The organism is Pelagibaculum spongiae, assembly GCF_003097315.1.
In the GTDB taxonomy this organism is placed as follows: domain Bacteria; phylum Pseudomonadota; class Gammaproteobacteria; order Enterobacterales; family Pelagibaculaceae; genus Pelagibaculum; species Pelagibaculum spongiae.
Genome location: NZ_QDDL01000003.1, coordinates 116,760 through 139,305, shown reverse-complemented (window position 1 = coordinate 139,305; position 22,546 = coordinate 116,760). Strand labels below are relative to the sequence as shown.

Sequence of the window (22,546 nt, the reverse complement as noted above, 5' to 3'; positions counted from 1 at the left end):
ATAGAAAATGAATTCATTTCAAGCGGTACGAGTAACTTCCGATGATCAGGGAAACTTTGAACAACAAATAGTTAGTCGTGAAATTGATCAACTTCCTGAAGGCGAGTTACTGGTTCGTGTTGGCTGGAGTTCGCTAAATTTTAAAGATGCACTTTCTGGCTTAGGTATTCCTGGTGTAACGCGTAATTACCCGCACACCCCAGGAATTGATGCTGCTGGTGAGGTGGTTTCAGATTCCACTGGAAAATTTAAAGCAGGTGATCAGGTTATAGTTACCGGTTATGACCTTGGTATGAATACCGATGGTGGCTTAAGCCAAATGATCCGTGTTCCTGCTAGCTGGGCGACCCCATTACCACAAGGTTTAAGCACTCGTCAGGCAATGGTTTTAGGTACAGCGGGTTTAACCGCGGGCTTATCTGTTGAGAAATTATTGGCGCATGGTATTCAATCTGGCCGTATTTTAGTGACCGGCGCAACCGGTGGTGTTGGCAGTATTGCAGTGGCGATTTTAGCCAAACTTGGTTTTCAGGTAATCGCAGTAACCGGTAAGGCAGAAAGCGAAGCCTATTTAAAATCAATTGGTGCTAGTGAAGTGATTTCTCGTCAGGAAATTTCTGAGTTACCGGGAAAACCTTTATTGAAACCGCAGTGGGATGGCGCAGTGGATTGTGCTGGTGGTCAAACCTTAACTGCGATTTTGCGTTCATTAGCACCCGGTGGTGCGGTAAGTTGTTGTGGTTTGGTTGATTCGCCGAAATTAGAAATGACGGTTCTGCCATTTATTCTACGTGGTGTTTCTTTATTGGGTGTTGACTCAGTAGAAATTCCACTGGCTGCAAAAGCGACAGTGTGGCAAAAATTTGCAAGTGAATGGATGTTACCGGGATTAAACGACTTGGCAGACGAAATGCCGTTAACAGAAGTACCTGCAATTTTTAATGATATTCTCAAAGGTAAATTGAAAAAAAGAAAGCTGGTTAGAATCGACTAACCAACTTTTTTATACAAACTAGTACCTATTTAGGAACTGGTTTGGCGGTTATTGCATGTGCTGGCCGCCATTGATGGCAATGTTGGATCCGGTAACGAATCCAGCATTGTCATTACATAACCAAGCAATGGTTTCTGCAATTTCTTCTGGCTTACCCAGTCGGCCGACTGGAATGCCCGCAATAATCTGCTCGCGAATTTTCTCTGGAACTGCCATTACCATTTCAGTGGCGATATAGCCTGGAGAAATTGTATTGACGGTAATCCCTTTTGCAGCAACTTCCTGTGCCAGTGCCATGGTGAAGCCATGCATGCCGGCTTTAGCTGCTGAATAATTGGTTTGTCCGAATTGACCTTTTTGACCATTAATTGATGAAATATTAATGACACGGCCAGACTGTCGCTCAACCATTCGATTTATCAAAGGCTGAGTCATGTTGAAAACACTATTGAGGTTAGTGTCGATTACTGCCTGCCAGTTGTCAGAAGACATTTTGGCTAATCGACCATCCTTAGTAATGCCAGCATTGTTGATCAATACGCCGATATCGCCGAAATCACTTTCGACCATCTCAATGCAGGATTGACAACTTTCCAAGCTGGTTACGTCAACGGGTGCAGCATGAACATCCAGTCCTTGTTCTCTGAATTGCTCAGTCCATTGAGCGGCTTGTAGGGGGTCACGGGAAGGGCTGTAGGTTGCGACCACGCGGTAGCCTTGCTGGGCTAGCTTGAGCGTAATAGCTGAACCAATTCCACCCATGCCACCAGTGACAAGAGCGACTACTGTCTTGCTCATTGAATACTCCTTGTTTTCATATCCGGCTTACTTCCTGTGCCGGGTTAACTGCTGAATGCAGTAGCTACATTTATACGGATGGCTAAGCTTGCTTTCAAGAACTTGGGCGTGAAATATTTATTTCAATTGCAACTTTTTTAAGCCAAATGTAGCGATGGGTTACTGGTTGTTTTGTGCAAGGGAAATAATGATGTCCAAACCACTTCAAAATGTGAATTTCAGGATCTCAGAGCGAACTATGCATTTGAGGTGGCTTGGGTATAGCAACCAATCGAGAAGCCTTAGAATAAATGCATATTTTGTGCTCTTTTGATATGGGCCCTTGACGGGTGTTATGAAAAAGTCCCAAATGCCCAGCATTAGACAGAAATTCTAGCCGTAGCGACTGTGCCGACACCTGTTAAGCAGTGTTTCAGGAGATGAAATTGAGTATTGAGTCAAATCCGGATATTCCATTAGGAAAAACCAGTGAGTATCCGCAAAGCTATGATCCAGATTTACTGTTTCCAATCCCGCGATTGGGCAAGCGTCTGGAACTGGGCATTGACCAAAACCAATTACCTTTCTTTGGGGTCGATATATGGAATGCTTGGGAAGTCTCTTGGCTCAATCTGAAAGGCAAGCCTTGCGTAGCGATTGGTCAGATTCACTTTCCAGCAGAATCAGAATTTTTGGTCGAGTCCAAATCACTTAAGTTGTATTTCAACTCGTTAAACCAGCATCGACTGTCTTCGGTTGATGCGTTAGAAAAACTGGTTGCCGCAGATTTAACTCATGCAGTTGGTGTGCCGGTGGTAGTCACTATGAGTCATCCAGATCGCTATGAAAATTGCCAAGCGCCAATGGGGCAATGTATTGATGAATTGGATGTTGAAATTGACAACTATAGTTATCAGCCAGAACTACTAAAGCTGCTAGAGGACGGTGAAGTCCGTCATCAGCTTTTATATAGCCATTTATTAAAATCCAATTGCTTAGTTACCGGTCAGCCGGATTGGGGCAGTGTTTGGATTGAATACAGTGGTCAGGAGATTGACCAAGAAGCGCTGCTGAAATATTTGATCTCTTTTAGAAATCATAATGAGTTTCATGAGCAGTGTGTCGAGCGTATTTTCACTGACATTAAGCGCTTTTGTAACCCGCAGCGTTTAACGGTATGGGCGCGTTATGTGCGCCGTGGTGGTTTGGACATTAATCCGTATCGTTCAAATTGTCAGAGAGAATTTGTATTTGAGCGGGATTTCCGTCAATAACCAATAGCGGCTCAAAAGCAGGCGCTTTCGAATAATTTATAGCCATCAGGAGTGATTATGTCGCGACGTTTAATTCTTGTTCGGCACGGTGTCGCAAGTTTTCAAGCGACCAGTGATTTTGATCGCCCTTTGCTGGTGCAGCAATATTCCCAGGCAGATTTACAGCAAACAGCTGCTTGGTTAATTGAGCAAAAGATACAACCTTCCGCATGGCTGATTTCTCCCGCAGTGCGTTGCCAGCAAACGGCTGAATTACTAACGGAGTTAGCGCCGAGTTTATCGATTGGGGTGCCAGCAGAAAAAAAGCTGACAGAAGATGCTTTCTATTTGGCGTCTTATTCCAAATTACTATCGCGCATCGAATGGCATGAGTCGGGTGATTTGTTGTTGATAGGTCATCAGCCGGGGTTGAATCATTTGGCCAGTTGGTTATCTGCTAGCCCCATTGATGAATTTCTTAATCCGGGCCAAGCATTTGTTTTGAATTTACCTGATGATTGGTGTGGGCTGGCAGAGAACTCTGCCAACCATGTCGATTATTCTTCTGCCAATTAATTCGGCTATTTTGACCGGTTGCTTCGACAAACTGCTTTTTAAGCAGTGGTAGAATCCGCAACATTCTTTTCAATCTGTATCTGAGGCACTTTCGGCGCTTCAATCACCACTTTTTCTAATGGTGCCATCACTAAAGCTTCACCAGTAATCACTGGTTTTCCTAATTGATTGGTCACTTGGCAGTCGATCACTACCCGATTCTTTTCAGCATCAATTGTTTTTACGGTGGCTTTGGCAGTCAAACTGTCGCCAATTTTTACCGGCCGCAAAAAACTCAATTGCTGTGATAGATAAATAGTGCCAGGACCAGGCAATTGGGTGCCCAATAATGCCGATACCAATGCGCCGCCATACATGCCGTGAGCAATAGGCTCTTTAAATGGCGTGCTTGCTGCATATTCAGCATCTAGGTGAGCGGGATTGATATCACCCGATACTGCGGCGAAAAGCTGAATATCTTGTTGGGTGATGGTCTTTTCTAGGCTAGCAGAAAGGCCTTCGTGTAGTTGATCGAGCGGGATGTTTTCTAGCGAGTTCATAAGCGCAGCTTCTTTTGTGATGAGCATTCTTTATCGGTCATTTTGCCTGCTTGTGCGGCGAAAGCCAATAATTGAATTTTTAAGACGCTTTTTATGTTGCGCTGCACAAAAATCACTTGTATGCTGCATTGCAACAATCAAGGAAAATCAATCACAACAGAAGGAAGTGGCCATGTACACAGATATGATGAAGCAGTTTAACGATCAAGCACAGCGTATGACTCAACCGATGACTCGTTTGAATGAGCTGGCTGTAGAAAGCATCGAAAGATTGGCTGAATTCCAACTCGCTACTTTGCAAAGCTATTCAGAAATGGGTGTTCAGCAATTGAAAGCTGCGACTCAGATCCAAGATCTGGAAGGCATGCAAAAGTACGCAGCGGGTCAAGTTGAAGCTGTGAAAACTGTTAGCAAAAAAGTTGCCGATGATGCAAAGGTACTAGCTGAGATGGGCGCCTCTTTCAAAACTGAGCTAGAGAAAATGGCACAAGAAAGCCAAAGCGCAGTCGCTGCTGCAGTTAAACCTGCTACTAAAAAAGCACCATCTAAAGCTGCTTAAGTTTTAGTGGTAAAAAAAGCCGCCATCAGGGCGGCTTTTTTGTTATTTTATCAGCGATAACCCTGTGCAATGATTAGAGTAATTTTTGATTTGAATTATTTTAGTCAAATATCAGGGGCAAGGAAGTAACGCAAAACAACAAGGAAATGCATATGAGTGCTCAGACGCAGCATGACTCTGAAAGTCTTGATGAAAAGGCTGATGTAGTTCAGATTTTTGATGATATTGCCCGCCGAAGTCAGCGAATTGTAAAAGATTTTATGGATCGACAATCAGTCGGTGGTGGTGAGCCAGATGTAATGAATATTGGCGGTGCCTTCCTTGATCTGACAGAACAGCTGATTCAAGACCCAAGTAAGTTGGTAAATGCTCAGTTAGAGTTTTGGCAAAATTACGCCCAGCTTTGTCACAATATGTTGTTTGGCATGATAGGCCAGCAAGCTTCGCCGGTAGTTGAGCCAAAAAAAGGTGACCGACGTTTTAAAGGCAAAGAATGGACTGAAGTCGCGCTATTTGATTTTATAAAACAATCTTATTTGCTGACATCGCAGTTTTTTCAAAAATCGATTCATTCCGTTGATGGAATGGATGAAAAGAACCACCAAAAGCTCGAATTTATCACCCGCCAGTTTGTGGGTGCCATGTCGCCAACCAACTTTGTTACTACCAATCCAGATGTTTTAAAACGCACTATTGAAAGCCGTGGTGAAAACCTAGTTCGTGGTCTGGATCATATGTTGCAAGATCTAGAGCGCGGTAACGGTCGTTTAGATATCCGCATGACCGACTTAGATGCGTTTGAGTTGGGCAAAAATGTCGCCATTACCGAAGGTTCGGTCGTTTTTCAAAATGACATGATGCAATTGATCCAATATAAACCGACCACTAAAACGGTTTATCAAAAACCGATAATGATTATTCCACCGTGGATTAACAAATATTACATCCTCGATTTGTCACCAAAAAATTCCTACGTGCAATGGCTAGTGAATCAGGGTTATACCGTTTTTATGATTTCATGGGTTAATCCTGGTGCTGAGCACAAAGATAAAACCTTTGATGATTATTTAACTGACGGCACCTTGGCGGCGATTGATACCATTCGTCAAATCACTAATGACCAACCAGTGATGGCAACCGGTTATTGCCTCGGCGGTACTTTATTGTCTGCAACGGCCGCTTGGTTAAAAAGTAAGGGTCAGGCGGATAAACTGGAGTCGCTTACTTATTTGGCAACGCTGATAGATTTTAGTGATCCAGGCGAGCTAGGCGTGTTCATCGATGAGAAGCAGGTGGCTTCAATTGAGAGTAATGCAGCAGATGATGGCTACATGAATGGCCGTGTAATGGCTGGTAGTTTCAACATGTTGCGTGAGAATGATCTAATTTGGAGCTATTTCATCACCAATTACTTGTGTGGTGACACGCCTTTCCCATTTGATCTGCTTTACTGGAATTCAGATGCAACCAATATGCCGGCAAAAATGCATACTTGGTATCTGCGAAAGATGTACATGGAAAACTGTTTTAAGGATTCAGAGGGTGTTGAGCTAGCAGGGGTTGCAATTGATGTTTCGACGATTAAAACTCCGGCTTACTTTGTGTCGACGCACGATGACCATATCGCCAAATGGCAGTCGACTTACCCAGGTGCCAAATTGCATCAGGGTCCGGTAAAATTTGTTTTGGGTGGTTCGGGGCATATTGCTGGTATCGTCAATCCGCCAGTAAATAACAAGTATGGTTTTCAGACTTGCGATGAATTACCAGACAGCCCAGATGATTGGTTAGAAAATGCGCAGCAAAATGAAGGCTCTTGGTGGACCGATTGGGATATCTGGGCGTCGGAAAAGCGCGGTAAAAAAGTACCTGCCAGAATACCTGGTTCAGGAAAATTTAAAGCTCTGGAGGCTGCTCCAGGCAGTTATGTAAAGAGACGAATATAAAATGAAAAGGCTGGCCTGCCTGATTTTGATGAGTTTTTTGACAGTGGGTTGTCAGCAAGGGTTGTTGACTCAAGCTGAAGCACAAGCTGCTTATAAAGCTTACGATTATCGGCGGGCTATGCCGTCTTTGGTTAATCATGCTAAAGCAGGCGATGTGATTGCCATGCGTATGCTGGCAAAGGCGTATATGGCAGGTTTAGGTGTTGACTTGAATTTGCAAATTGCCGCCGCTTGGTATTTTAAAGCGGCCAGTATGGGCGACCGACAAGCTCAAGTTGTTTTGGCCGGTTTGTATGAAACCGGTACCGGCGTTGATGTTGATGTCAAGCAATTTCAATATTGGTTAGAACGGGCAGCAGTGCAGGGTGATCAAACCGCTGCGCGAAAGCTATATCAGCTGCTACTCAAACGAAAAGATTCCAAATCTAGAGCACAAGGCTTTGCTTGGCTAAAAGCACTAGCCGAAAATGGCAATATGGCTGCAATGGCCAGATTGTCTGAGCTTCTTGAAAAAAATAAGGATCCGAAGCTGGTTCGAAGCGCCATAAAATGGAAGCTGCGTGCCGCTGAAGCGGGAGATTCTGATTCACAATATCAACTGGCTATTTACTACTCGCAACCTGAAAAAGATAAGCCAAATTATTTTAAGGCTTGGCTGTGGTTTGACCGTGCAGCCAGACAAGGTGATGGCCGTGCATTGGTTGGTCTGGCGGGTTTAATGATTTATGGATTAGGTCGTTCAACCGATCTTTCATCAGCCAATGCTTTGTATTTGTTGGCACTGGAGCGAGGCTATGCCAGAGCGCAGGAAGGTATTTCTCTACTATCTAATCGCTTGACCGATGATCAACAGGAAAAAGCCAAGCAATTACAAGTAATCTACGGTCAACGTTATCCGGTTTCCTGATTGATTTAAGCTTAGCGATTTGAGATAACAGCTCCCTAAGCTGCGCATGCATGCGGCGATTAATTTTTCTGAGGAGTTTATGTCCAAATCAGGATGGCTGGTGCCAGCTTCATTGCTTATCACTTCTATGGCAGCAGCGACTGCCCACGCTGCAGTTTTCAAAGCTGAGCCTTTACAAATTCCTAGCGAATTTAGTGACGTTCAAAAAGGTAACGGTGGCCTTAACTTCCAAGTTAATAGTGTTTTGGTGCAAAACAATCTACCAGATCAGGTGGTTGGGCTAGTTTATGGTGCCGCATCTCGAAATTGTCGAACACGTGATGTACGTTTTAAGTTCACTACAACAGCGGCTTTTTGTGCTCGAGGGCTCAATGGCGTACTCACGACTGACTCTGTTAGAGGGGTTGAGGTTATTGCAGCAGTTCAAGATCCATTAACTGCTGAATCATCAGACCTGTCAATTACTGAAGCAACTAGTGCAGCGACAGGTTATTTTGTAGAAAATGTTGTCAGAGATATTGCCAATACATCAAATGGTATTGAAGTAGTCGGTTATTCTCATTTTGATGTGACAGCAGGTGAATGGCCAACAGGGCAGGCGGTGATTCGCCCGAGCCTAGCAATTAGAAATACTGCTACTCGAACCACTCGGGCGCAATTAAATAACACTGCATTGCCAACTCTTACGAGCTGGGGTAATGAAGATAACATGGCGAATGCGATTAATGCTGGCGGCGTTATTGTGGGTTGGTCTCGTCATTTTGAAGCGGTTGATAGAAGCAGTCTGACTTGTAGTGATGCGGATGATAGTGGTCTGCTTGATGTTTTAAGCAATTGCACGATTACAGATCATCAACGAGCAGTAGTTTACCCCTCAAATAATCGCCAAGCTTTTGATTTAGGTGCTTATCAAACCATCGCGTTTGATGATGTGGATAAATTTTCCTTCGCACTAGATGTCAGTGATGACGGTACTGCACCCGTTGTAGTTGGCAGAGTTGGAGATTTCTCTCGTGCTGAGGGTGATTCAACCATAAGTTGGGCACGAGGCTTCTGGTTTAGAATCACTGATGCTACAGATCCGCAAAATGGCCACGGCACGACCTTTGCCGGTATTGCAGCCGATGGCGATAGCGATAGCGGAATTGTAGCGCCGCTGGTAGATAACGAAGATTACGATACCAGTCTTAGTGCAATAAATACTGGCGGCATTGCCGTAGGATCTTCCCAAGTCTCTGCAACATTGACCGAAGCTATTAGCTTTGATACCTCAAGCCCGAATGAAGCGGCGGTAGGTCTTGGTTATCTTGAAACAGATCTGAGTTCTTCTGCTTCGGCGGTTAGTGACAGCGGTATTATCGGTGGCAACGCGGTTGTGCGTAGAACTTCAGTTTCTACCGGCAGTGAGCGACATGGCTTTTTATATTTTCCTGCTGGCAGTGATGTAGTTAATACCGATTCAGTGGAAATCATGCTCGATGCATCGAATCTGATCGATTGTAGCCAAGGAATTGTGATTACTGGCATCAATAAAATTGTCGGCGATAGTAGCAATCCAGTGATTTATGCATCCGCTGTGGCAACTGCAGCAGCCGATGACAGCTTACAAGGCAAAGTATTTAGCGTTCGTTTGACCCGTGCAAATGACAACGACCCTACTGCGCCTTCAGCACCTCAAGTGTGTGTCCCGGAGAAGCCGCTAAATGATTCGGGTGGTGGCGCGGCAGGCGGGCTAATGATTTTTGCTGGTTGGTTGGCAGTCTGTTTGAGACGTCGTAAATTTTTAAAATGATGTAACACTCAATAGCTGGCCGGTTTTTTCTACCTCAAGGTTTGGTCTAACTTTAAAAGGCTGCCTTGAGGTAGTTGTATCGGGTAAATGTGGTTTGCCAGCGCTACAACAATAACAAGTGACATTGCTGTACCTAGCTAAACCAAAACGACCTGATGCGTGTTTAATGCCAACCCTGAGGAGGAAATGGAAAGCATGAAGACACATAAGCGGGATCGCACGCAAAGAGCTTGGAGTAAAGGGTATCATGCAGGCTTGGTCGGTATGTCCAAAGAAGCTTGTCCGTATGCTGGGTCAGTCAATGTTCGACACAACTGGATGGTGGGATGGCGACAAGCCAAAGAAAATCTATCTCATGGTTTAGAGTGACGGTGTCACTGTTTAATATTAAAACTTAATTTTTTAACCAAAAAGGCCGCTAGATGCGGCCTTTTTGATTTCTGTGGCTTTGCTTATTCTGTTCTAACTAGCTCGAAGTTTAGCTTGTCAATAAGATCATTTATCCTATCGCTACTAGTAAACCTAAAAAACACCTTCAATCGATTAAGAGAAATCCCGGATCACACCAATTGCGATACCTTCAATCGCAAAAGCGGTTTTAGGGGAAACCTTGATCACATCGAAATCTTTGTTTTCCGGGTGCAGTAAAATTTGCTTGCCGGTTTTTTCAAATCGCTTTACGGTGACATCTTCTTCAATACGAGCGACAACAATTTGGCCATTGAGTGCAGTTTGAGCCTGGCGCACTGCCAATAAGTCACCGTCAAGAATGCCAATGTCTTGCATGCTTAAGCCTTCTACTCGTAATAAAAAATCTGGTTTTGAGCGAAATACTCCAGGGTTTACTTGAATTCTTTGCTCGACATGCTCAGCGGCCAAAATAGGCTGGCCTGCGGCAACCTTGCCTACTAATGGTAAGGTTTCGTCTGGGTCATGTTGGTGATCGCCCAACAATCGAATGCCGCGAGATGTGCCAGCCAACAGTTCGATAGCGCCTTTTTTAGCCAAAGCCTTTAAATGTTCTTCTGCAGCATTGGCAGAACGAAAACCAAAATGTTGGGCAATTTCAACCCGGGTTGGAGGGAAGCCAGTCAGCTGAAGGTTTTGCTTGATTACATCAAGGATTTGCTGCTGCCTGTGAGTTAACTTCAGCATGTTGGTACCTGAGTATTAAAACAGTGCTGTTATTATATTCAGTAGTTGGGTCGAGCGCAAAGTTGTGTTGAGTCTATTTTTATCAAGGGAAGTTTGGGACATGACCCAGCTTTAGCTATAATCGCCCGCTTGCTTGTCACCTGTATTGGCTAATCATAGGCCCGCGGATAATTCATGAAGTACCTGATCAAACTATTTCCAGAGATAACCATTAAAAGTAAACCGGTTCGAAAGCGTTTCATTCAACAGCTGAAAAGCAATTTGAATGTACAGCTCAAGCGAATCGACCCAGAAATCAAAGTCTCTGGTAACTGGGATCGGCTCGATGTTGACGGTGTTGTCGAACAGCATCAGGAAGCCGCAGAGCAGGTGCTTTCTTGCACCCCAGGCATTGGAAGTTTCCTGCGGGTGTTCCCGCATGACTTTGAAACCATCGACGATATCTTGCAGCTTGCATTGCCGCACTATACCGAAGTGCTCAAAGGAAAAACCTTCTGCCTTCGGGTGAAGCGTACTGGTAATCACCACGCTTTTAGCTCCATTGATGTTGAACGCCAAGTAGGTGGTGGTTTAAATCAGTTGACCGAAGCGGTTGGTGTTAAACTGAAAAAACCTGATATTACGATCAAAATGGAAATTGTTGGCCAGCAATGCTTTATGGTTCAGCAGCAGCAGCCAGGTTTGGGTGGTTTCCCGCTGGGTACTCAAGATGCTGTGCTATCGCTGATTTCAGGTGGTTTTGATTCTGGTGTTGCCAGTTATTTGGTTAACCGCCGTGGTTTGCAGACGCATTTTTGCTTTTTCAACCTTGGCGGCCGAGCTCACGAAGTTGGTGTTAAGCAGGTTTCTCATCAATTATGGGAAAAGTACTCTAGTTCGCATCGAGTGAAGTTTGTTTCGGTACCTTTTGAAGGTGTAGTCGCTGAGATTTTAACTCGAGTTGAAAATTCGCAAATGGGTGTGATCCTTAAGCGGATGATGTACCGGGCAGCCAATAAAATTGCAGATCGTTTGAAGCTAGATTGTATAGTGACCGGCGAATCGGTCGCACAAGTGTCCAGCCAAACCTTAGCAAACTTGAATGTGATCGAGAGAGTCTCTGAAAAACTGGTGCTACGCCCATTAGTGACTATGGACAAGCCAGAGATTATCGATATTTCTCGTCAAATCGGCACCCATGATATGGCCAGTCAAATGCCTGAATATTGTGGTGTGATTTCGAAAAAACCAACCACGCGTGCTCGTTTGCCAAAAATTGAAGCTGAAGAAGAACGCTTTGATTTTGCTGTGTTGGATAAGGCAATCGAAGATGCAGTAGTTCAGTCAATCGATAATGTGCTGAAAGATATTGAAGAGCAGCCTGAGGTTGAAGTGAAGCAAAAAGCACTGGCAGGTTCAGTGATTGTTGATATTCGCCACCCAGATGAGATAGAAACCAAGTCATTCGCTAGCTTAGTGAGTGAACCTGGCCAAGGTGAGTTATTGGGTGTTGAATTGTTGGAAATTCCATTTTTCAATATTCAAAACAAGGTCACCGAATTTGATCCGGCCAAGCAATATCTGTTCTATTGTGAAAAAGGCGTAATGAGCCAATTACATGCCTTGCATTTAAAAGAGCAGGGGCATGAAAATGTTCATGTGTTTCGCCCACAGAGCTAATCACTTTTAACATTTGAGTGATTTTAGCCATTGTTTTTTATAGGTCGAAGTGGTTTTCGCTTTGGTTTATCTATTAAGAATTGTTTTTACAGAGCATTTATGAAAAAAATATTTCAGTTAACCCATGAAAAAATTAAATATCCTCGTTTGGTCGAATCAGCTAAGCATGATGTTAAAAAATACCTCAAGCGCGAGCGCAACAAAAAATTACCACCGGATGCAGATTATTGGGGGTTCGCTTGTAAGTTCGGTCATGATAAAGAGCAGGCAAAAGAGATCCATCTTAAGGCAATCAACAAGTGTATCGATGAAGTAGAGTCGTTGGCTCTAGAGTCTTTCTACTTAGAAATTCTGGCGTATCCAGCAGTTCGTGAACCTCGCCAAGAGCATGGTTCTTTTGAAGGCGGCTTTACTGCGCAATCAGAAGATCAAGGCGCTTTTGAAAGTGACGTTGATGCTGAAGATGATAGTCCGGCTGAAGATCAGAATTAATCTGATTTTAATAACTGGTCTGGTAGCAATAAACATTTGCCAGAAAAACCGTAAACTTTCAATTTGCGGTTTTTTTATTTGTTTGCCTCTTCAGTAAAATCGGTGGGTTAGTTTTGGTTCGGGTAGTTTTCCAAGGCTATGATAGAGCGCTATCTCAGTGCATTTATAGCTTTTAAATCCATAAGATTTTCTCACCGTCAGTTTTACCTTGGTATTTAAGCCTTCAATAATCCCACTTGAATAAGCTTTTTTGGCCTTAAACCAGTTCAAGATTAAGTCTCGATGATTTCTTATAGTTTTCGCTACTTTCTTCATTGGTTCTATTTTTGATCGCATGGTTCTATTGCACCAACGATCTAAATAATTACCTGCATGATATGCTGAGGTGTACTGCCAAAAGCCATCAAAGTCTTCTTTTAGTAAATACGCTCTGACACTTTTTAGGTTGTATTTCAATAAGGTGGAAAACTAAATTTTGCAACTAATTTTGCCACCCACAAATTTATCTATGACCAACGCTATTGCCTAAAAATTTTTGATTTCAAATGTGAGTTCACGTCAGCTAACATCAACCAACCACTGAAATGAGTTGGAGTGGATGCTTGTAAAAAGCCTTCCTTTTTTATTATGCCAGCACCTCGTGCCATTCTGTTTGACCCGAAAGCGAACCCATATGTGCATGCCTGTTCAAGATGCGTTAGGCGAGGGTGGTTGTGTGGTGAAGATCCTGCGATTGTGCCTGAGCTTCGAAAAAATTATGATCATCGCCGCCAGTGGATTGTCGATCGAATTGATCTGCTGGCGCGGGCATTCTCAATTGATGTAGCAGCCTATGCCGTGATGAGCAATCACTACCATCTGGTGCTTTATGTTGATGTTGCACGAGCCAATAAATGGAGTGCGCGCCAGGTATTATTGCAATATACCAAAGTGTTCGATGCCGAGCCGTTAGTTAAAAAATACCTCAATTCACAAAAGCGTCGCCTACTTAGCGCAGCTGAAATTCATTATGTTGAAGCCAAAGCTGAAGAATGTCGTAAGCGATTGTATTCAATTAGCTGGTTTATGAAATCGATTAATGAACCACTGGCTCGGTTGGCTAATGCCGAAGACCATTGCAAAGGGCGTTTTTGGGAAGGCCGTTTTAAAGCTCAGGCGCTGCTTGATGAACAAGCATTGCTGACTTGCATGGCGTATGTTGACCTCAATCCTTTGCGAGCGGGCATAGCTAAAACACCAGAAACATCGGATTACACGTCCATTCAAGCAAGAGTCGAAACTGAACTGCCTGAAATAGCATCTAACCAAACTCGTATTAAAAATAATAAGAAATCGATTAAAAACCGGCGCTATGATTATCAGTTTGCTCTATTGAAACCTTTTTCAGATAGCGCTCACCTAAAGAATAAATCCAATGAACCACATGTAAAGCAAAAGCCTTTGCCGTTTTCATTAAATGATTATCTGGAGCTGGTTGATGCTAGTGCCCGAATGGCGAGAAATGATAAAAAATATCACATGGATAGCCAACTGCCTCCTATTTTTGACAGATTAAAAATCGATACCACTGCGGTCTGGTGGGCTAAAATCATGAGCGGCCAAAGTAAGGCGTTATCGAACGTTCGAGCATTTGCCCATGCGATAGGCAGTTATCTAAATATCAGCGCGTTCAAGGCAAGAGTGATGCAACAAACGAAAGTTTGGCGAGCAAATCAACCACCACCAAAAAACTCCAGCTAATACTGTTAATTAAATCTGTGTATTTAACTTGCCGGGCATGCCTGGTGTTTCTGTTGTCTAGGTTTTAGATGGTAAATTGTAACCATTCAGCACAATTTAATATAAAAATCGCTTGACAGGTTTTTTGATATTTTCCCGAATTTAAGCACCTCTTTCAGAATACCACTTAAACGCCGCATTAAACTGCTATTAACACACCTGATTATCAATGTTTTTTGCTCAGAATAGCGCATCAGCATTCCGCTTCTAAAAAGTCGCCACAGTAAGCCTCAGAGACAAAAAAACCACCCTGAAAACCTGTGCGATAATAACCGCATGGACTCAATCGAAATTAATAAAACCATCGCTGAAACCGAGCGATTGTTAGCCAAAAGCAAAAGCTTACCGCCCGAACTGGTGGCGATGGTTCGTATGCTGATGCTCGTCGTTAAGATATTGCTTGATAGCAAAGGGCTAAACAGCAAAAACTCCAGCATTCCGCCATCGGCAGATCCTAATCGAGAAAAGAAATCGCGCGCCAAAAGCAATAAAAACCCAGGCGGGCAGCCTGGCCATAAAGGCAGTAATTTATCACCGGTGAAAGACCCAGATGAAGTGCTGGATATTACGATTGATCGTAGCCAATTGCCGAAAGGAAAATACCGTGTTGTTGGCAGTGAAAGCCGCCAAGTAGTTGATGTTCGTATTACCCGATATGTCACCGAATATCGGGCGCAGATTCTACAAGACGAGCAGGGTAACCAGTTTGTTGCTGAGTTTCCGCAAGGGGTCACTCGGCCAATACAATATGGCAATGAGTTTAAAGCCAACGCGGTTTATATGTCGAGCTACCAGCTGATTCCTTATGAACGGACTCAAAAGCACTTCGCTGAGATATTGGATGCGCCAATCAGCACCGGTAGCCTTGCCAATTTTAATCAGGAAGCTTTTAATCGACTGAAGCCATTTGCTCAGTTAGTACCGGCTATTTTGCGTGCTGGAGATTTGATTCATGCCGATGAAACCGGCGTCAATATCAATGGTAAACGAAAGTGGCTACATGTCGCGAGCAATGACCGCTGGACGTGGATTGAAGCGCATGAATCAAGAGGTATCGAGGCAATGGAAGCGATCGACATCTTGCCTAAATTTACCGGTTTATTGGTACACGATCACTGGAAAAGCTACTACCGATTTGTGCTGTGCTTGCATGTATTGTGTAACGCCCATCATGTACGTGAATTGGCGCGAGCCCATGAGCAAGATGGCCAGCAGTGGGCCAAGGCAATGGAAGATCTGCTTTATGAAATGAATACAGCAGTCAATGAGGCGGGGGGTGAGTTGGATGAAAAGCAGTGTCAAAAATGGGTGAAGCGATATCGAAAAATATTAAAAGCAGGTGATCGGGAATGCCCGGCACCTGAGCCAAAAAAAGCGGATAAAAAAGGTCAATTAAAGCGAGGGAAATTAGCACGAAGTAAATCGAGAAATTTATTAGAGCGGCTGCGGGATTTTGAAGCAGACGTGCTGCGGTTTATGAGTAATACCCGAGCACCGTTTACCAATAATCAGGGTGAACGGGACTTCCGTATGAGCAAGGTTCAGCAGAAGATATCAGGCTGCTTCCGCTCATGGGATGGCGTGAAAGCGTATTGCAGAATCCGGAGCTATATATCGACCTGCCAAAAAAATGGGGTCGGTGTTGGGGAAGCTTTGTCGTTATTATTTGCGGGTAAATGGCCGGACTTTATTCAGGAGAAATTGGATCGGTTGGTGTGACATGCTGAATGGTTACATTATAAGTAAAGTTATGGGTGGCGCTTTTTTCCGCTTTTTTCCGTTTTCAAGTGCCGCTCCTGCAAACTTCAACGGTTGTAGGAGGTTAAACCAGTTACAACCGCATGAGAAATTGAATATTTTTTGGTGGGTATAAAAAATATCTTGGGTGGCGTCATTTATTTCGTTGTAAAGTTTTGCTGTTGAGAAGAGAGTTTACAGCAGTAGCGGTATATAAGCTAAGGCTATCCCTAATAGCTTTTGTGGGGGGGTGAAGAAATATCGTCAGGCACATTTTCTTCATGTCAGCTATGGGTTTAGTTGTGGCGTGAGAAAGCAGATCGTTTAATCCTCGCCCAGAAAACATTCTTTCTGCTCATCCAGCCACAATGGATATTTGGCCATAGCTTTTGAATACAAGCGACTCTGCAAGTGGCCTTCAAGCCAAGCTCGCAGGTTAGGGTAAGGCGCTTGAACGAACCATGCTCGATTAACTTTGGAGAACTGGCGGACAAAGGGCAGCAGTGCGTAATCGATAAAACCTGGCTTATTGCCGACAAAATATCCGCTACTTATTTCACCATTTGAATTGCTGCTAGTTTTCGATAATCTTTGCTCAAGTTCAGCAATAAAATTTTCACATTTTTTGCGTTCGTCGAGTTCATTTTCAAGATGAAATCGCTTGGCTTTTTTGTAGATTTCTAACTGCGGTTTAAATTGTTTATCGTTGCGTTTAATCAAATTCAGCATGGCGACTAGGTCGTTGGGACTGTCTTTGTGTAGCAAGTCATCCGGGTCATTTTGTTGCAGTGCCCACAGCATAATATCTAAGCTTTCATCGATGACTTTCGAATTGATTGAAAACTTATGGAGTGCGTCGGCAAAAACCAATACTGGAACGGTCCCTTTGGGAGAGATCGCTAGCATTTCTTTGGGTTTATTTTTCATGGTAATGGCGCGCAGCATAACTTGCTGCTGCGCCATTAGTAGGCCAAGGCGAGCACGCATTGCGTAAGGGCAGTGCTGTAGCGAATATAATATCGGCAGCATAAGCGTGGCGCTCTTTCCTATTCTCTTTTATCTAAAGCCCTTGGCGATATTGAGCATTGGTTGAAACTGTAATCATTTGATTTAATTGAGCTGAAGCTTGCTCGCTTCCTTGCAATACGCTTTCGAAGTGTTGAATCAATTGTGCTTTGTCTTGCTCTGCTTTTGAGCCTGCGCCGATGTTGGTTAAATCGATAAAGAATTCATCAAATAAGTCAGTTAAGTCATTCACAACATCCAAGTTTAAAAACTGTTCATGGTTATAAATACTTGGGTAACCACCTTTTTGTTTGTCGATGGAAAACTGAATGCCTTTGACGTTTTTAATCGTGGTCGCTTTCTCGCATTTCAACATGCAGCCATCTTCAATGCTGGGTTTTTTACAGCCGACGGTTTGCTGGAAGAAGCACTGGCGGCTGGTCATCATTAGAATGGGATGGTAAATGCTGTAATAGAGTTTGAAATCATCCGGGCGAGCGATATTGCGCAACTGCAGGCGGTTAATCTCATTAGAAATGAAAGCGCCGGCGCAGTTAAGCTCTTCTTGTAGTGTGAGTAGTGCATATGAATTGGTGGTGTTTAAGAAAGGGCCAGCGACCCATTCAATGTCCATTTCATAAGCTTTATAAGCGATGCCGGTATTGTTGGTGACGATTCGCTTAGGTTGCACTTGCTCAAGAATTTTTACCGCTTCAAAATAGTCTTTGCCAATTAATACGGCAGGAAACCAAGGAATTAATCTTGGGTTGGCCTTTAGCAAGTCAATGTATTTAGGGCAGTCTTTTTTAAAGCTTTCCGGTAGCTTAAAGTAGACATCGGCACCGGTTAAATCGCACAGGTGAAAATCTTTTTCATCGGCGATTAAAATTGACAGAGTAGGTTTGCCGGATGACCTATTGCTCTTATCCAATGCAGCCACCTCTACATTGGGTACCACTTCAATTGAATTATTAAGTAAAAATGCCAGCTGATTTTTAAGCGAGGTGACTTCTTTAAATGGAATGCTTAAGCCAGAATCGTAGCCTGCAAAACAGAATTCAAGATTAAATTCGGCATTATCAAAACTCTTAAAGCGTTTGGCCAGTGTTTTTTCAGTCAGCTCAGATTTTTCGGTGACTGCCAATACTGAGTCTGATTGAATGTTAATTGTTTTTGCATCTTGATCGCCGTTACTGATGGCATCACTGGCGGAGTCAGAAGCGTCAGCACCGATGATTGCGCTAATGCTTAATGGTGTGTCGATAGCACCTGAAAATTCAATTTTAAGCGGTAGTTTTGCAGTGCTTAAATATTGAATTTTTTCTCTTAGCTCAGCACCTAGCTGGTTTCTATCGATATACAGTTCGTCTTTGGCTTCTTGGATTTGAATTGCTGATATACCGTCACTGTTGCCAACCGCATGCTGAACGCTGTGGTCGCGTGGGTTGTCGATAAACATATCTTTGGTCAAGTTACCTTGCAAAAACGAGTTGGTGAAGTCGCGGTTAAATACTTTATGCAGGTTAGAGTCGTCGGGCAGCAGCTTGCCAGTTGCGACAAACTGATCAATCTGTTTTCGCCAAGTGTCGATTACGGTGTAAACGTAATGTGCGCCTTTAATTCGGCCTTCGACCTTAAGCGAGTCAACACCGGCTGCCACCAGTTCCGGTAGGTCAAAATAAGCGGAGTTATCTTTTAGGTTGAGCGGATATTTATTACCGGTTGCGGTGACTTCATATTCATCGCGGCAGGCTTGGCTGCAGCGGCCACGGTTGCCTGAGTTGCCAACGCTCACCGAGCTGGAATAGCACTGACCAGAAAACGCAATGCAAAGTGCGCCATGAACAAAAACTTCGGTCAGAACACCAAGCTCATGGGACAGCGTAGTCAGAGATTTAATTTCACCAATATTGAGCTCTCTAGACAAATTAACCCGCGAGGCACCTATTTTTTTTAAAAAATGTAGTTGCCCTTCATTGTGTGTGGTTAATTGCGTTGAAGCGTGAATATCTAATGTTGGAAAAAACTTTTTAACCAGATTAAACATACCGAGATCTTGCACGATAATGCCATCGATGCCGCTATTGACTAGTTTATTCAACAGCTTGATCATGGTCGGTAATTCTTGCTCAAGAATAACTACGTTGAGAGTTAAGAACACCTCGCAGTCATACTTATGCGCCAAGCGTAAAATTCCAGTTAAATCATCAAAGGAAAGATTGGCTGCTCTGTTGCGAGCATTGAAGGTATCTAGCCCGCAATAAACGGCATTGGCACCGGCAACAATGGCGGCTTTAATGGCTTCAACATCGCCACCTGGCGCTAATAATTCAATCTTTCTGCTCATCTGAGTCACTACTTTTTACAACCTGTAATTTTGAAAGGCGATTCTAGCGGCATCTTTGGTGGATTGCCATAAGAGAGAAGGATTATGGCTGGGTGACTAGCTTGATATTTTTACGAATATCTTTGAATTTAATCCCTTGTTTTAACAGGTTTGCTTGTAACAACTTAGCCATTTTCTCCTCAAGCAACAACGAGTCGACTGATTGTGCCGCATCTTGGAAATGACAGCTGACCATCAGGCTATTGGGGAAGTTGCTCCAATCGGCTTGATGGCTAAAGTGGCTGAAACCTGAAATGGCATTGGCCTTCTCGGTTGCAGTTGCTAGCGCTTTGCAGACGCGACTATCGAATTTTGCGGTAACTTTGTTCAAATTTTAGCCTTGAGTGTTTGCGATGGTTTTTAATCAAAAAGATGCGCGATCATTTTTTAAATTTAATTTATTGGCGCTTGGTATTAATAATCCAAGTGCTGCTTGAAAAAAAAACGCGAACATCGTAGGTTTGATAAGCTGAAGGCGCAATCAGACACTTTTGACTTTGTTAGGAAATGTCTGATTTAGCTAGTGCTCATCAAACCTACAACAAACGCTAAAAACAACCTCGGAAATGTTTCTTACAAAACCCGAGAATTATTCAGTGCGTAATTCCATACCCGGTAAAAGTAGAAAATATAACCAAGCCCCAGCGTCACAATTGAGATGATCGCCCATAAAATGACATGGCCTAGGTTGCCAAACAGGTCTATATCGCATTCCATCTTTCGCTCAATTCCACCGTCGATAATCGAGGTGCGGTTAATGATGAATTTTGAAAAAGAGTAGGGGAAGAAGAATAGGGCGATGCCTAAAGTGATGAAGCTCAGAATCACCCAGATAACCAGGTGGCCGATGATATCCATAATTGAAATATCAGCTTTGATGTTCATGGTGTGGTTCCTTGTTGGCTAGTTTGGGGCTGGTAAAGCTAGGCTTAGTAAGTGCTGTTGGTGAATCGTTATTTACTTACATTTACATGTAAATAACTTGATCTTATCAACTCAATTGCTAGTGAATAATTTTTAGTGGTTCTGTCTCAAAGATGCCAAATATAAAATAATCATCTGCTCGCTGGCTAGGTGGGTAATAAGCAACCCCTTTCTTGATGCCATCTTGATAGTGAATCAAAGAATGAATGCTGGGGCAGCCGACAAACAAGCCACATTCACCGCCACAGAGTGTACTGTAAGCATTTCCTGTAAATAGTTCTTTGCTGTCTTTTAAATAGACTTTTCCCGAGTAAAACGTGAGTAATTCATCAGATTCTACGGCAGTAAATAGCATGTAGCGGCAATAGCCGTAATCGGCTACTACCAGTAGTAGGATAATTAATATTCCTGCCGCGACGAGTTTGACGAAAATTTCAAATACTTTCAGTGCGGTAGCTAGTATTTTTCCGACCATTGCTTTGAATCACTCGTTAAATACATTGTCTGTTTGTATTTAATCAAATCACTTCTTCTATTGATAGTTTATTCATTTAGCTTTGGGGTGATTTTGAATGATACAGATAAACATGATTTCGAGAGTAGTGAAACCTTGATTGGAGAATGACGTTGGCAGAAGCAAAATTAAATATAAAATGACCAGCAGTTTCTAAATCAATGTAGAGATTGCAATGGAAATAGATCAGCAAAAAATTGATGACGCAGTTTTGGCGCTAATGTACCTGAATCTGCATGATGAATGTCGTAGTTGGAAGTCACTTGATTGGCAAGCAATGGATCGATTGCACCAAGAAGGTTTAATTGATAACCCAGCTAGCAAAGCTAAATCAGTTTGGTTAAGCAAGGAAGGGCGAGAAAAGTCTAAGGCGCTCTTTGAGCAGATGTTTTGTAAATAAAAGCCAAATTCCAGGCAAAAAAAAGCCATCTAAAAAAGATGGCTTTCTAACTGGTTGCGGGAGCAGGACTTGAACCTGCGACCTTCGGGTTATGAGCCCGACGAGCTGCCAACTGCTCCATCCCGCGTCAGTTCGGGGTCTGCATGCCACATGCAGTAAATTGGTTGCGGGAGCAGGACTTGAACCTGCGACCTTCGGGTTATGAGCCCGACGAGCTGCCAACTGCTCCATCCCGCGACAATTTGGTGATCTACTTTAACAATTTATTTTGGCAAACAAATTAGTAGATAATTTGGTTGCGGGAGCAGGACTTGAACCTGCGACCTTCGGGTTATGAGCCCGACGAGCTGCCAACTGCTCCATCCCGCGTTAATTTGGCGTTCTGCTTTACAATGCTTACACATTGTAAAGCAGAGAATATGGTTGCGGGAGCAGGACTTGAACCTGCGACCTTCGGGTTATGAGCCCGACGAGCTGCCAACTGCTCCATCCCGCGACAATACTTGTTCCTACATCAAAGTTTTAGCAAACAAATCAGTAGAGAATTTGGTTGCGGGAGCAGGACTTGAACCTGCGACCTTCGGGTTATGAGCCCGACGAGCTGCCAACTGCTCCATCCCGCGACAATGCTTTCTTTCTACTTAAAAATTTTGGCAAACCAATAAGTAGATAATATGGTTGCGGGAGCAGGACTTGAACCTGCGACCTTCGGGTTATGAGCCCGACGAGCTGCCAACTGCTCCATCCCGCGACAATGCTTGGCATTTACCTGAATCAATATTTAATCAAGTAAATTAATTCTTGCTGAAGGTTAAAGCTAAAACTAACAATGACCAAATAACTATCTGGTTGAGTTGGTTGTTTGCCTTGCCCTGTTACAGCGAGGACGCATTCTAGGCGGCAGCATAAGCAATTGCAAGTGGAATACTCAAACTACTTCGAAATGTAAGCTTCAGCTGGCGTGGTAAGCGTTTTAGGCAAGGCATTAATTGCAGTTAATGTGCGGCCCTTTTCAAAATTAATAACGCAGTATGAAACGCTTACAGGCCAGCCCTTCGGAGATCGCCGAGCAAAACCTGCTCGGCGTTGCATCTTTTATTAAAGGAACCACCATGAATATAAAGCTGCGCCTTGGTATGGTTCGTTCAATAA

General features: G+C 43.5%; 21 protein-coding genes, 6 tRNA genes and 2 pseudogenes. 13 read left to right on the top strand and 16 right to left on the bottom strand.

Going from position 1 to position 22,546, the window contains the following annotated elements; translation table 11 throughout:
• Nucleotides 1-7: 7 nt before the first annotated feature.
• Entirely contained in the window at nucleotides 8-994 is a 987-nt protein-coding gene (locus tag DC094_RS09535) for a YhdH/YhfP family quinone oxidoreductase (RefSeq protein WP_116686892.1), read from the top strand.
• A 48-nt stretch (nucleotides 995-1,042) separates the two neighbouring features.
• Here the strand turns inward: DC094_RS09535 and phbB are convergent, their stop codons facing one another.
• Nucleotides 1,043-1,792 carry an acetoacetyl-CoA reductase gene (phbB, locus tag DC094_RS09530; RefSeq protein WP_116686891.1) on the bottom strand — a complete coding sequence of 250 codons (750 nt, stop codon included), beginning with the start codon at nucleotides 1,790-1,792 and terminating at the stop codon, nucleotides 1,043-1,045.
• 425 nt (nucleotides 1,793-2,217) lie between these two features.
• Between phbB and queF the strand changes: the two genes are divergently transcribed.
• A complete protein-coding gene (gene queF / locus DC094_RS09525; RefSeq protein ID WP_241504013.1) occupies nucleotides 2,218-3,045 on the top strand; it encodes an NADPH-dependent 7-cyano-7-deazaguanine reductase QueF in 828 nt (275 codons plus the stop codon).
• Nucleotides 3,046-3,102: 57 nt separating this feature from the next.
• Entirely contained in the window at nucleotides 3,103-3,600 is a 498-nt protein-coding gene (locus DC094_RS09520; protein ID WP_116686889.1) for a SixA phosphatase family protein, read from the top strand.
• Between the two features lie 38 nt (nucleotides 3,601-3,638).
• Here the strand turns inward: DC094_RS09520 and DC094_RS09515 are convergent, their stop codons facing one another.
• Nucleotides 3,639-4,139, bottom strand: a complete 501-nt coding sequence (locus DC094_RS09515; RefSeq protein ID WP_116686888.1) for a MaoC/PaaZ C-terminal domain-containing protein — start codon at nucleotides 4,137-4,139, stop codon at nucleotides 3,639-3,641.
• 172 nt (nucleotides 4,140-4,311) lie between these two features.
• Between DC094_RS09515 and DC094_RS09510 the strand changes: the two genes are divergently transcribed.
• From DC094_RS09510 to rmf, 5 genes are all read left to right on the top strand, one after another.
• On the top strand, nucleotides 4,312-4,698 hold the full coding sequence (locus DC094_RS09510) for a phasin family protein (RefSeq protein WP_158527278.1): 387 nt from the start codon (nucleotides 4,312-4,314) through the stop codon (nucleotides 4,696-4,698).
• A gap of 152 nt (nucleotides 4,699-4,850) precedes the next feature.
• Nucleotides 4,851-6,644, top strand: coding sequence for a PHA/PHB synthase family protein (locus tag DC094_RS09505; RefSeq protein ID WP_116686886.1), 1,794 nt, complete (start codon nucleotides 4,851-4,853; stop codon nucleotides 6,642-6,644).
• A 1-nt stretch (nucleotide 6,645) separates the two neighbouring features.
• Nucleotides 6,646-7,551, top strand: coding sequence for a tetratricopeptide repeat protein (locus DC094_RS09500; RefSeq protein WP_116686885.1), 906 nt, complete (start codon nucleotides 6,646-6,648; stop codon nucleotides 7,549-7,551).
• A 79-nt stretch (nucleotides 7,552-7,630) separates the two neighbouring features.
• On the top strand, nucleotides 7,631-9,343 hold the full coding sequence (locus tag DC094_RS09495; protein ID WP_133245512.1) for a hypothetical protein: 1,713 nt from the start codon (nucleotides 7,631-7,633) through the stop codon (nucleotides 9,341-9,343).
• A 195-nt stretch (nucleotides 9,344-9,538) separates the two neighbouring features.
• A complete protein-coding gene (rmf, locus tag DC094_RS09490; RefSeq protein ID WP_116687128.1) occupies nucleotides 9,539-9,712 on the top strand; it encodes a ribosome modulation factor in 174 nt (57 codons plus the stop codon).
• 174 nt (nucleotides 9,713-9,886) lie between these two features.
• On the opposite strand, the gene lexA is transcribed toward rmf, so the two are convergent.
• On the bottom strand, nucleotides 9,887-10,498 hold the full coding sequence (gene lexA, locus DC094_RS09485) for a transcriptional repressor LexA (protein ID WP_116686883.1): 612 nt from the start codon (nucleotides 10,496-10,498) through the stop codon (nucleotides 9,887-9,889).
• Nucleotides 10,499-10,672: 174 nt separating this feature from the next.
• Between lexA and thiI the strand changes: the two genes are divergently transcribed.
• A complete protein-coding gene (gene thiI, locus DC094_RS09480; RefSeq protein ID WP_116686882.1) occupies nucleotides 10,673-12,157 on the top strand; it encodes a tRNA uracil 4-sulfurtransferase ThiI in 1,485 nt (494 codons plus the stop codon).
• A 99-nt stretch (nucleotides 12,158-12,256) separates the two neighbouring features.
• Nucleotides 12,257-12,649, top strand: a complete 393-nt coding sequence (locus DC094_RS09475) for a DUF6172 family protein (RefSeq protein WP_206605622.1) — start codon at nucleotides 12,257-12,259, stop codon at nucleotides 12,647-12,649.
• Between the two features lie 90 nt (nucleotides 12,650-12,739).
• On the opposite strand, the pseudogene DC094_RS09470 reads toward DC094_RS09475, so the two are convergent.
• Nucleotides 12,740-13,108 (bottom strand): annotated as a pseudogene (locus DC094_RS09470) (transposase); the annotation flags it as partial.
• Between the two features lie 135 nt (nucleotides 13,109-13,243).
• Here DC094_RS09470 and DC094_RS09465 point away from each other — a divergent pair.
• Both DC094_RS09465 and tnpC read left to right on the top strand, forming a co-directional pair.
• Nucleotides 13,244-14,389: a transposase gene (locus tag DC094_RS09465; RefSeq protein ID WP_133245511.1), complete on the top strand. Its 1,146-nt coding sequence runs from the start codon at nucleotides 13,244-13,246 to the stop codon at nucleotides 14,387-14,389.
• Nucleotides 14,390-14,704: 315 nt separating this feature from the next.
• Complete coding sequence (gene tnpC, locus DC094_RS09460; protein ID WP_116686879.1) at nucleotides 14,705-16,147, top strand: IS66 family transposase; 1,443 nt, start codon at nucleotides 14,705-14,707, stop codon at nucleotides 16,145-16,147.
• 314 nt (nucleotides 16,148-16,461) lie between these two features.
• On the opposite strand, the gene DC094_RS22860 is transcribed toward tnpC, so the two are convergent.
• The 6 genes and pseudogenes from DC094_RS22860 to DC094_RS09435 form a co-directional block, all read right to left on the bottom strand.
• Complete coding sequence (locus DC094_RS22860) at nucleotides 16,462-16,659, bottom strand: lasso RiPP family leader peptide-containing protein (protein WP_369406199.1); 198 nt, start codon at nucleotides 16,657-16,659, stop codon at nucleotides 16,462-16,464.
• Nucleotides 16,595-17,194 (bottom strand): annotated as a pseudogene (locus DC094_RS09455) (glutathione S-transferase N-terminal domain-containing protein); the annotation flags it as partial. The gene DC094_RS22860 and the pseudogene DC094_RS09455, both read right to left, overlap by 65 nt.
• A 31-nt stretch (nucleotides 17,195-17,225) precedes the next feature.
• Complete coding sequence (locus DC094_RS09450) at nucleotides 17,226-19,517, bottom strand: peptidase U32 family protein (protein ID WP_116686877.1); 2,292 nt, start codon at nucleotides 19,515-19,517, stop codon at nucleotides 17,226-17,228.
• Nucleotides 19,518-19,599: 82 nt separating this feature from the next.
• On the bottom strand, nucleotides 19,600-19,887 hold the full coding sequence (locus DC094_RS09445) for a Fis family transcriptional regulator (protein ID WP_116686876.1): 288 nt from the start codon (nucleotides 19,885-19,887) through the stop codon (nucleotides 19,600-19,602).
• Nucleotides 19,888-20,129: 242 nt separating this feature from the next.
• Nucleotides 20,130-20,441, bottom strand: a complete 312-nt coding sequence (locus tag DC094_RS09440; protein WP_116686875.1) for a DUF6693 family protein — start codon at nucleotides 20,439-20,441, stop codon at nucleotides 20,130-20,132.
• Nucleotides 20,442-20,559: 118 nt separating this feature from the next.
• The gene (locus DC094_RS09435) at nucleotides 20,560-20,955 is read right to left on the bottom strand and encodes a hypothetical protein (RefSeq protein WP_116686874.1); all 396 of its coding nucleotides are present in this window, start codon (nucleotides 20,953-20,955) and stop codon (nucleotides 20,560-20,562) included.
• A 214-nt stretch (nucleotides 20,956-21,169) separates the two neighbouring features.
• On the opposite strand from DC094_RS09435, the gene DC094_RS09430 reads away from it, so the two are divergent.
• Nucleotides 21,170-21,394: a DUF6429 family protein gene (locus DC094_RS09430; RefSeq protein ID WP_116686873.1), complete on the top strand. Its 225-nt coding sequence runs from the start codon at nucleotides 21,170-21,172 to the stop codon at nucleotides 21,392-21,394.
• Between the two features lie 51 nt (nucleotides 21,395-21,445).
• Here the strand turns inward: DC094_RS09430 and DC094_RS09425 are convergent.
• The 6 genes from DC094_RS09425 to DC094_RS09400 all read right to left on the bottom strand — a co-directional run bounded on the left by DC094_RS09425 (nucleotide 21,446) and on the right by DC094_RS09400 (nucleotide 22,145).
• Nucleotides 21,446-21,521: transfer RNA gene (locus DC094_RS09425), tRNA-Met, on the bottom strand.
• Nucleotides 21,522-21,555: 34 nt separating this feature from the next.
• Nucleotides 21,556-21,631, bottom strand: a tRNA-Met gene (locus DC094_RS09420).
• Between the two features lie 56 nt (nucleotides 21,632-21,687).
• Nucleotides 21,688-21,763: transfer RNA gene (locus tag DC094_RS09415), tRNA-Met, on the bottom strand.
• Nucleotides 21,764-21,814: 51 nt separating this feature from the next.
• A tRNA-Met gene (locus DC094_RS09410) sits at nucleotides 21,815-21,890 on the bottom strand.
• 51 nt (nucleotides 21,891-21,941) lie between these two features.
• Nucleotides 21,942-22,017: transfer RNA gene (locus DC094_RS09405), tRNA-Met, on the bottom strand.
• Nucleotides 22,018-22,069: 52 nt separating this feature from the next.
• Nucleotides 22,070-22,145 (bottom strand) — tRNA-Met (locus tag DC094_RS09400).
• Between the last annotated feature and the right edge of the window lie 401 nt (nucleotides 22,146-22,546).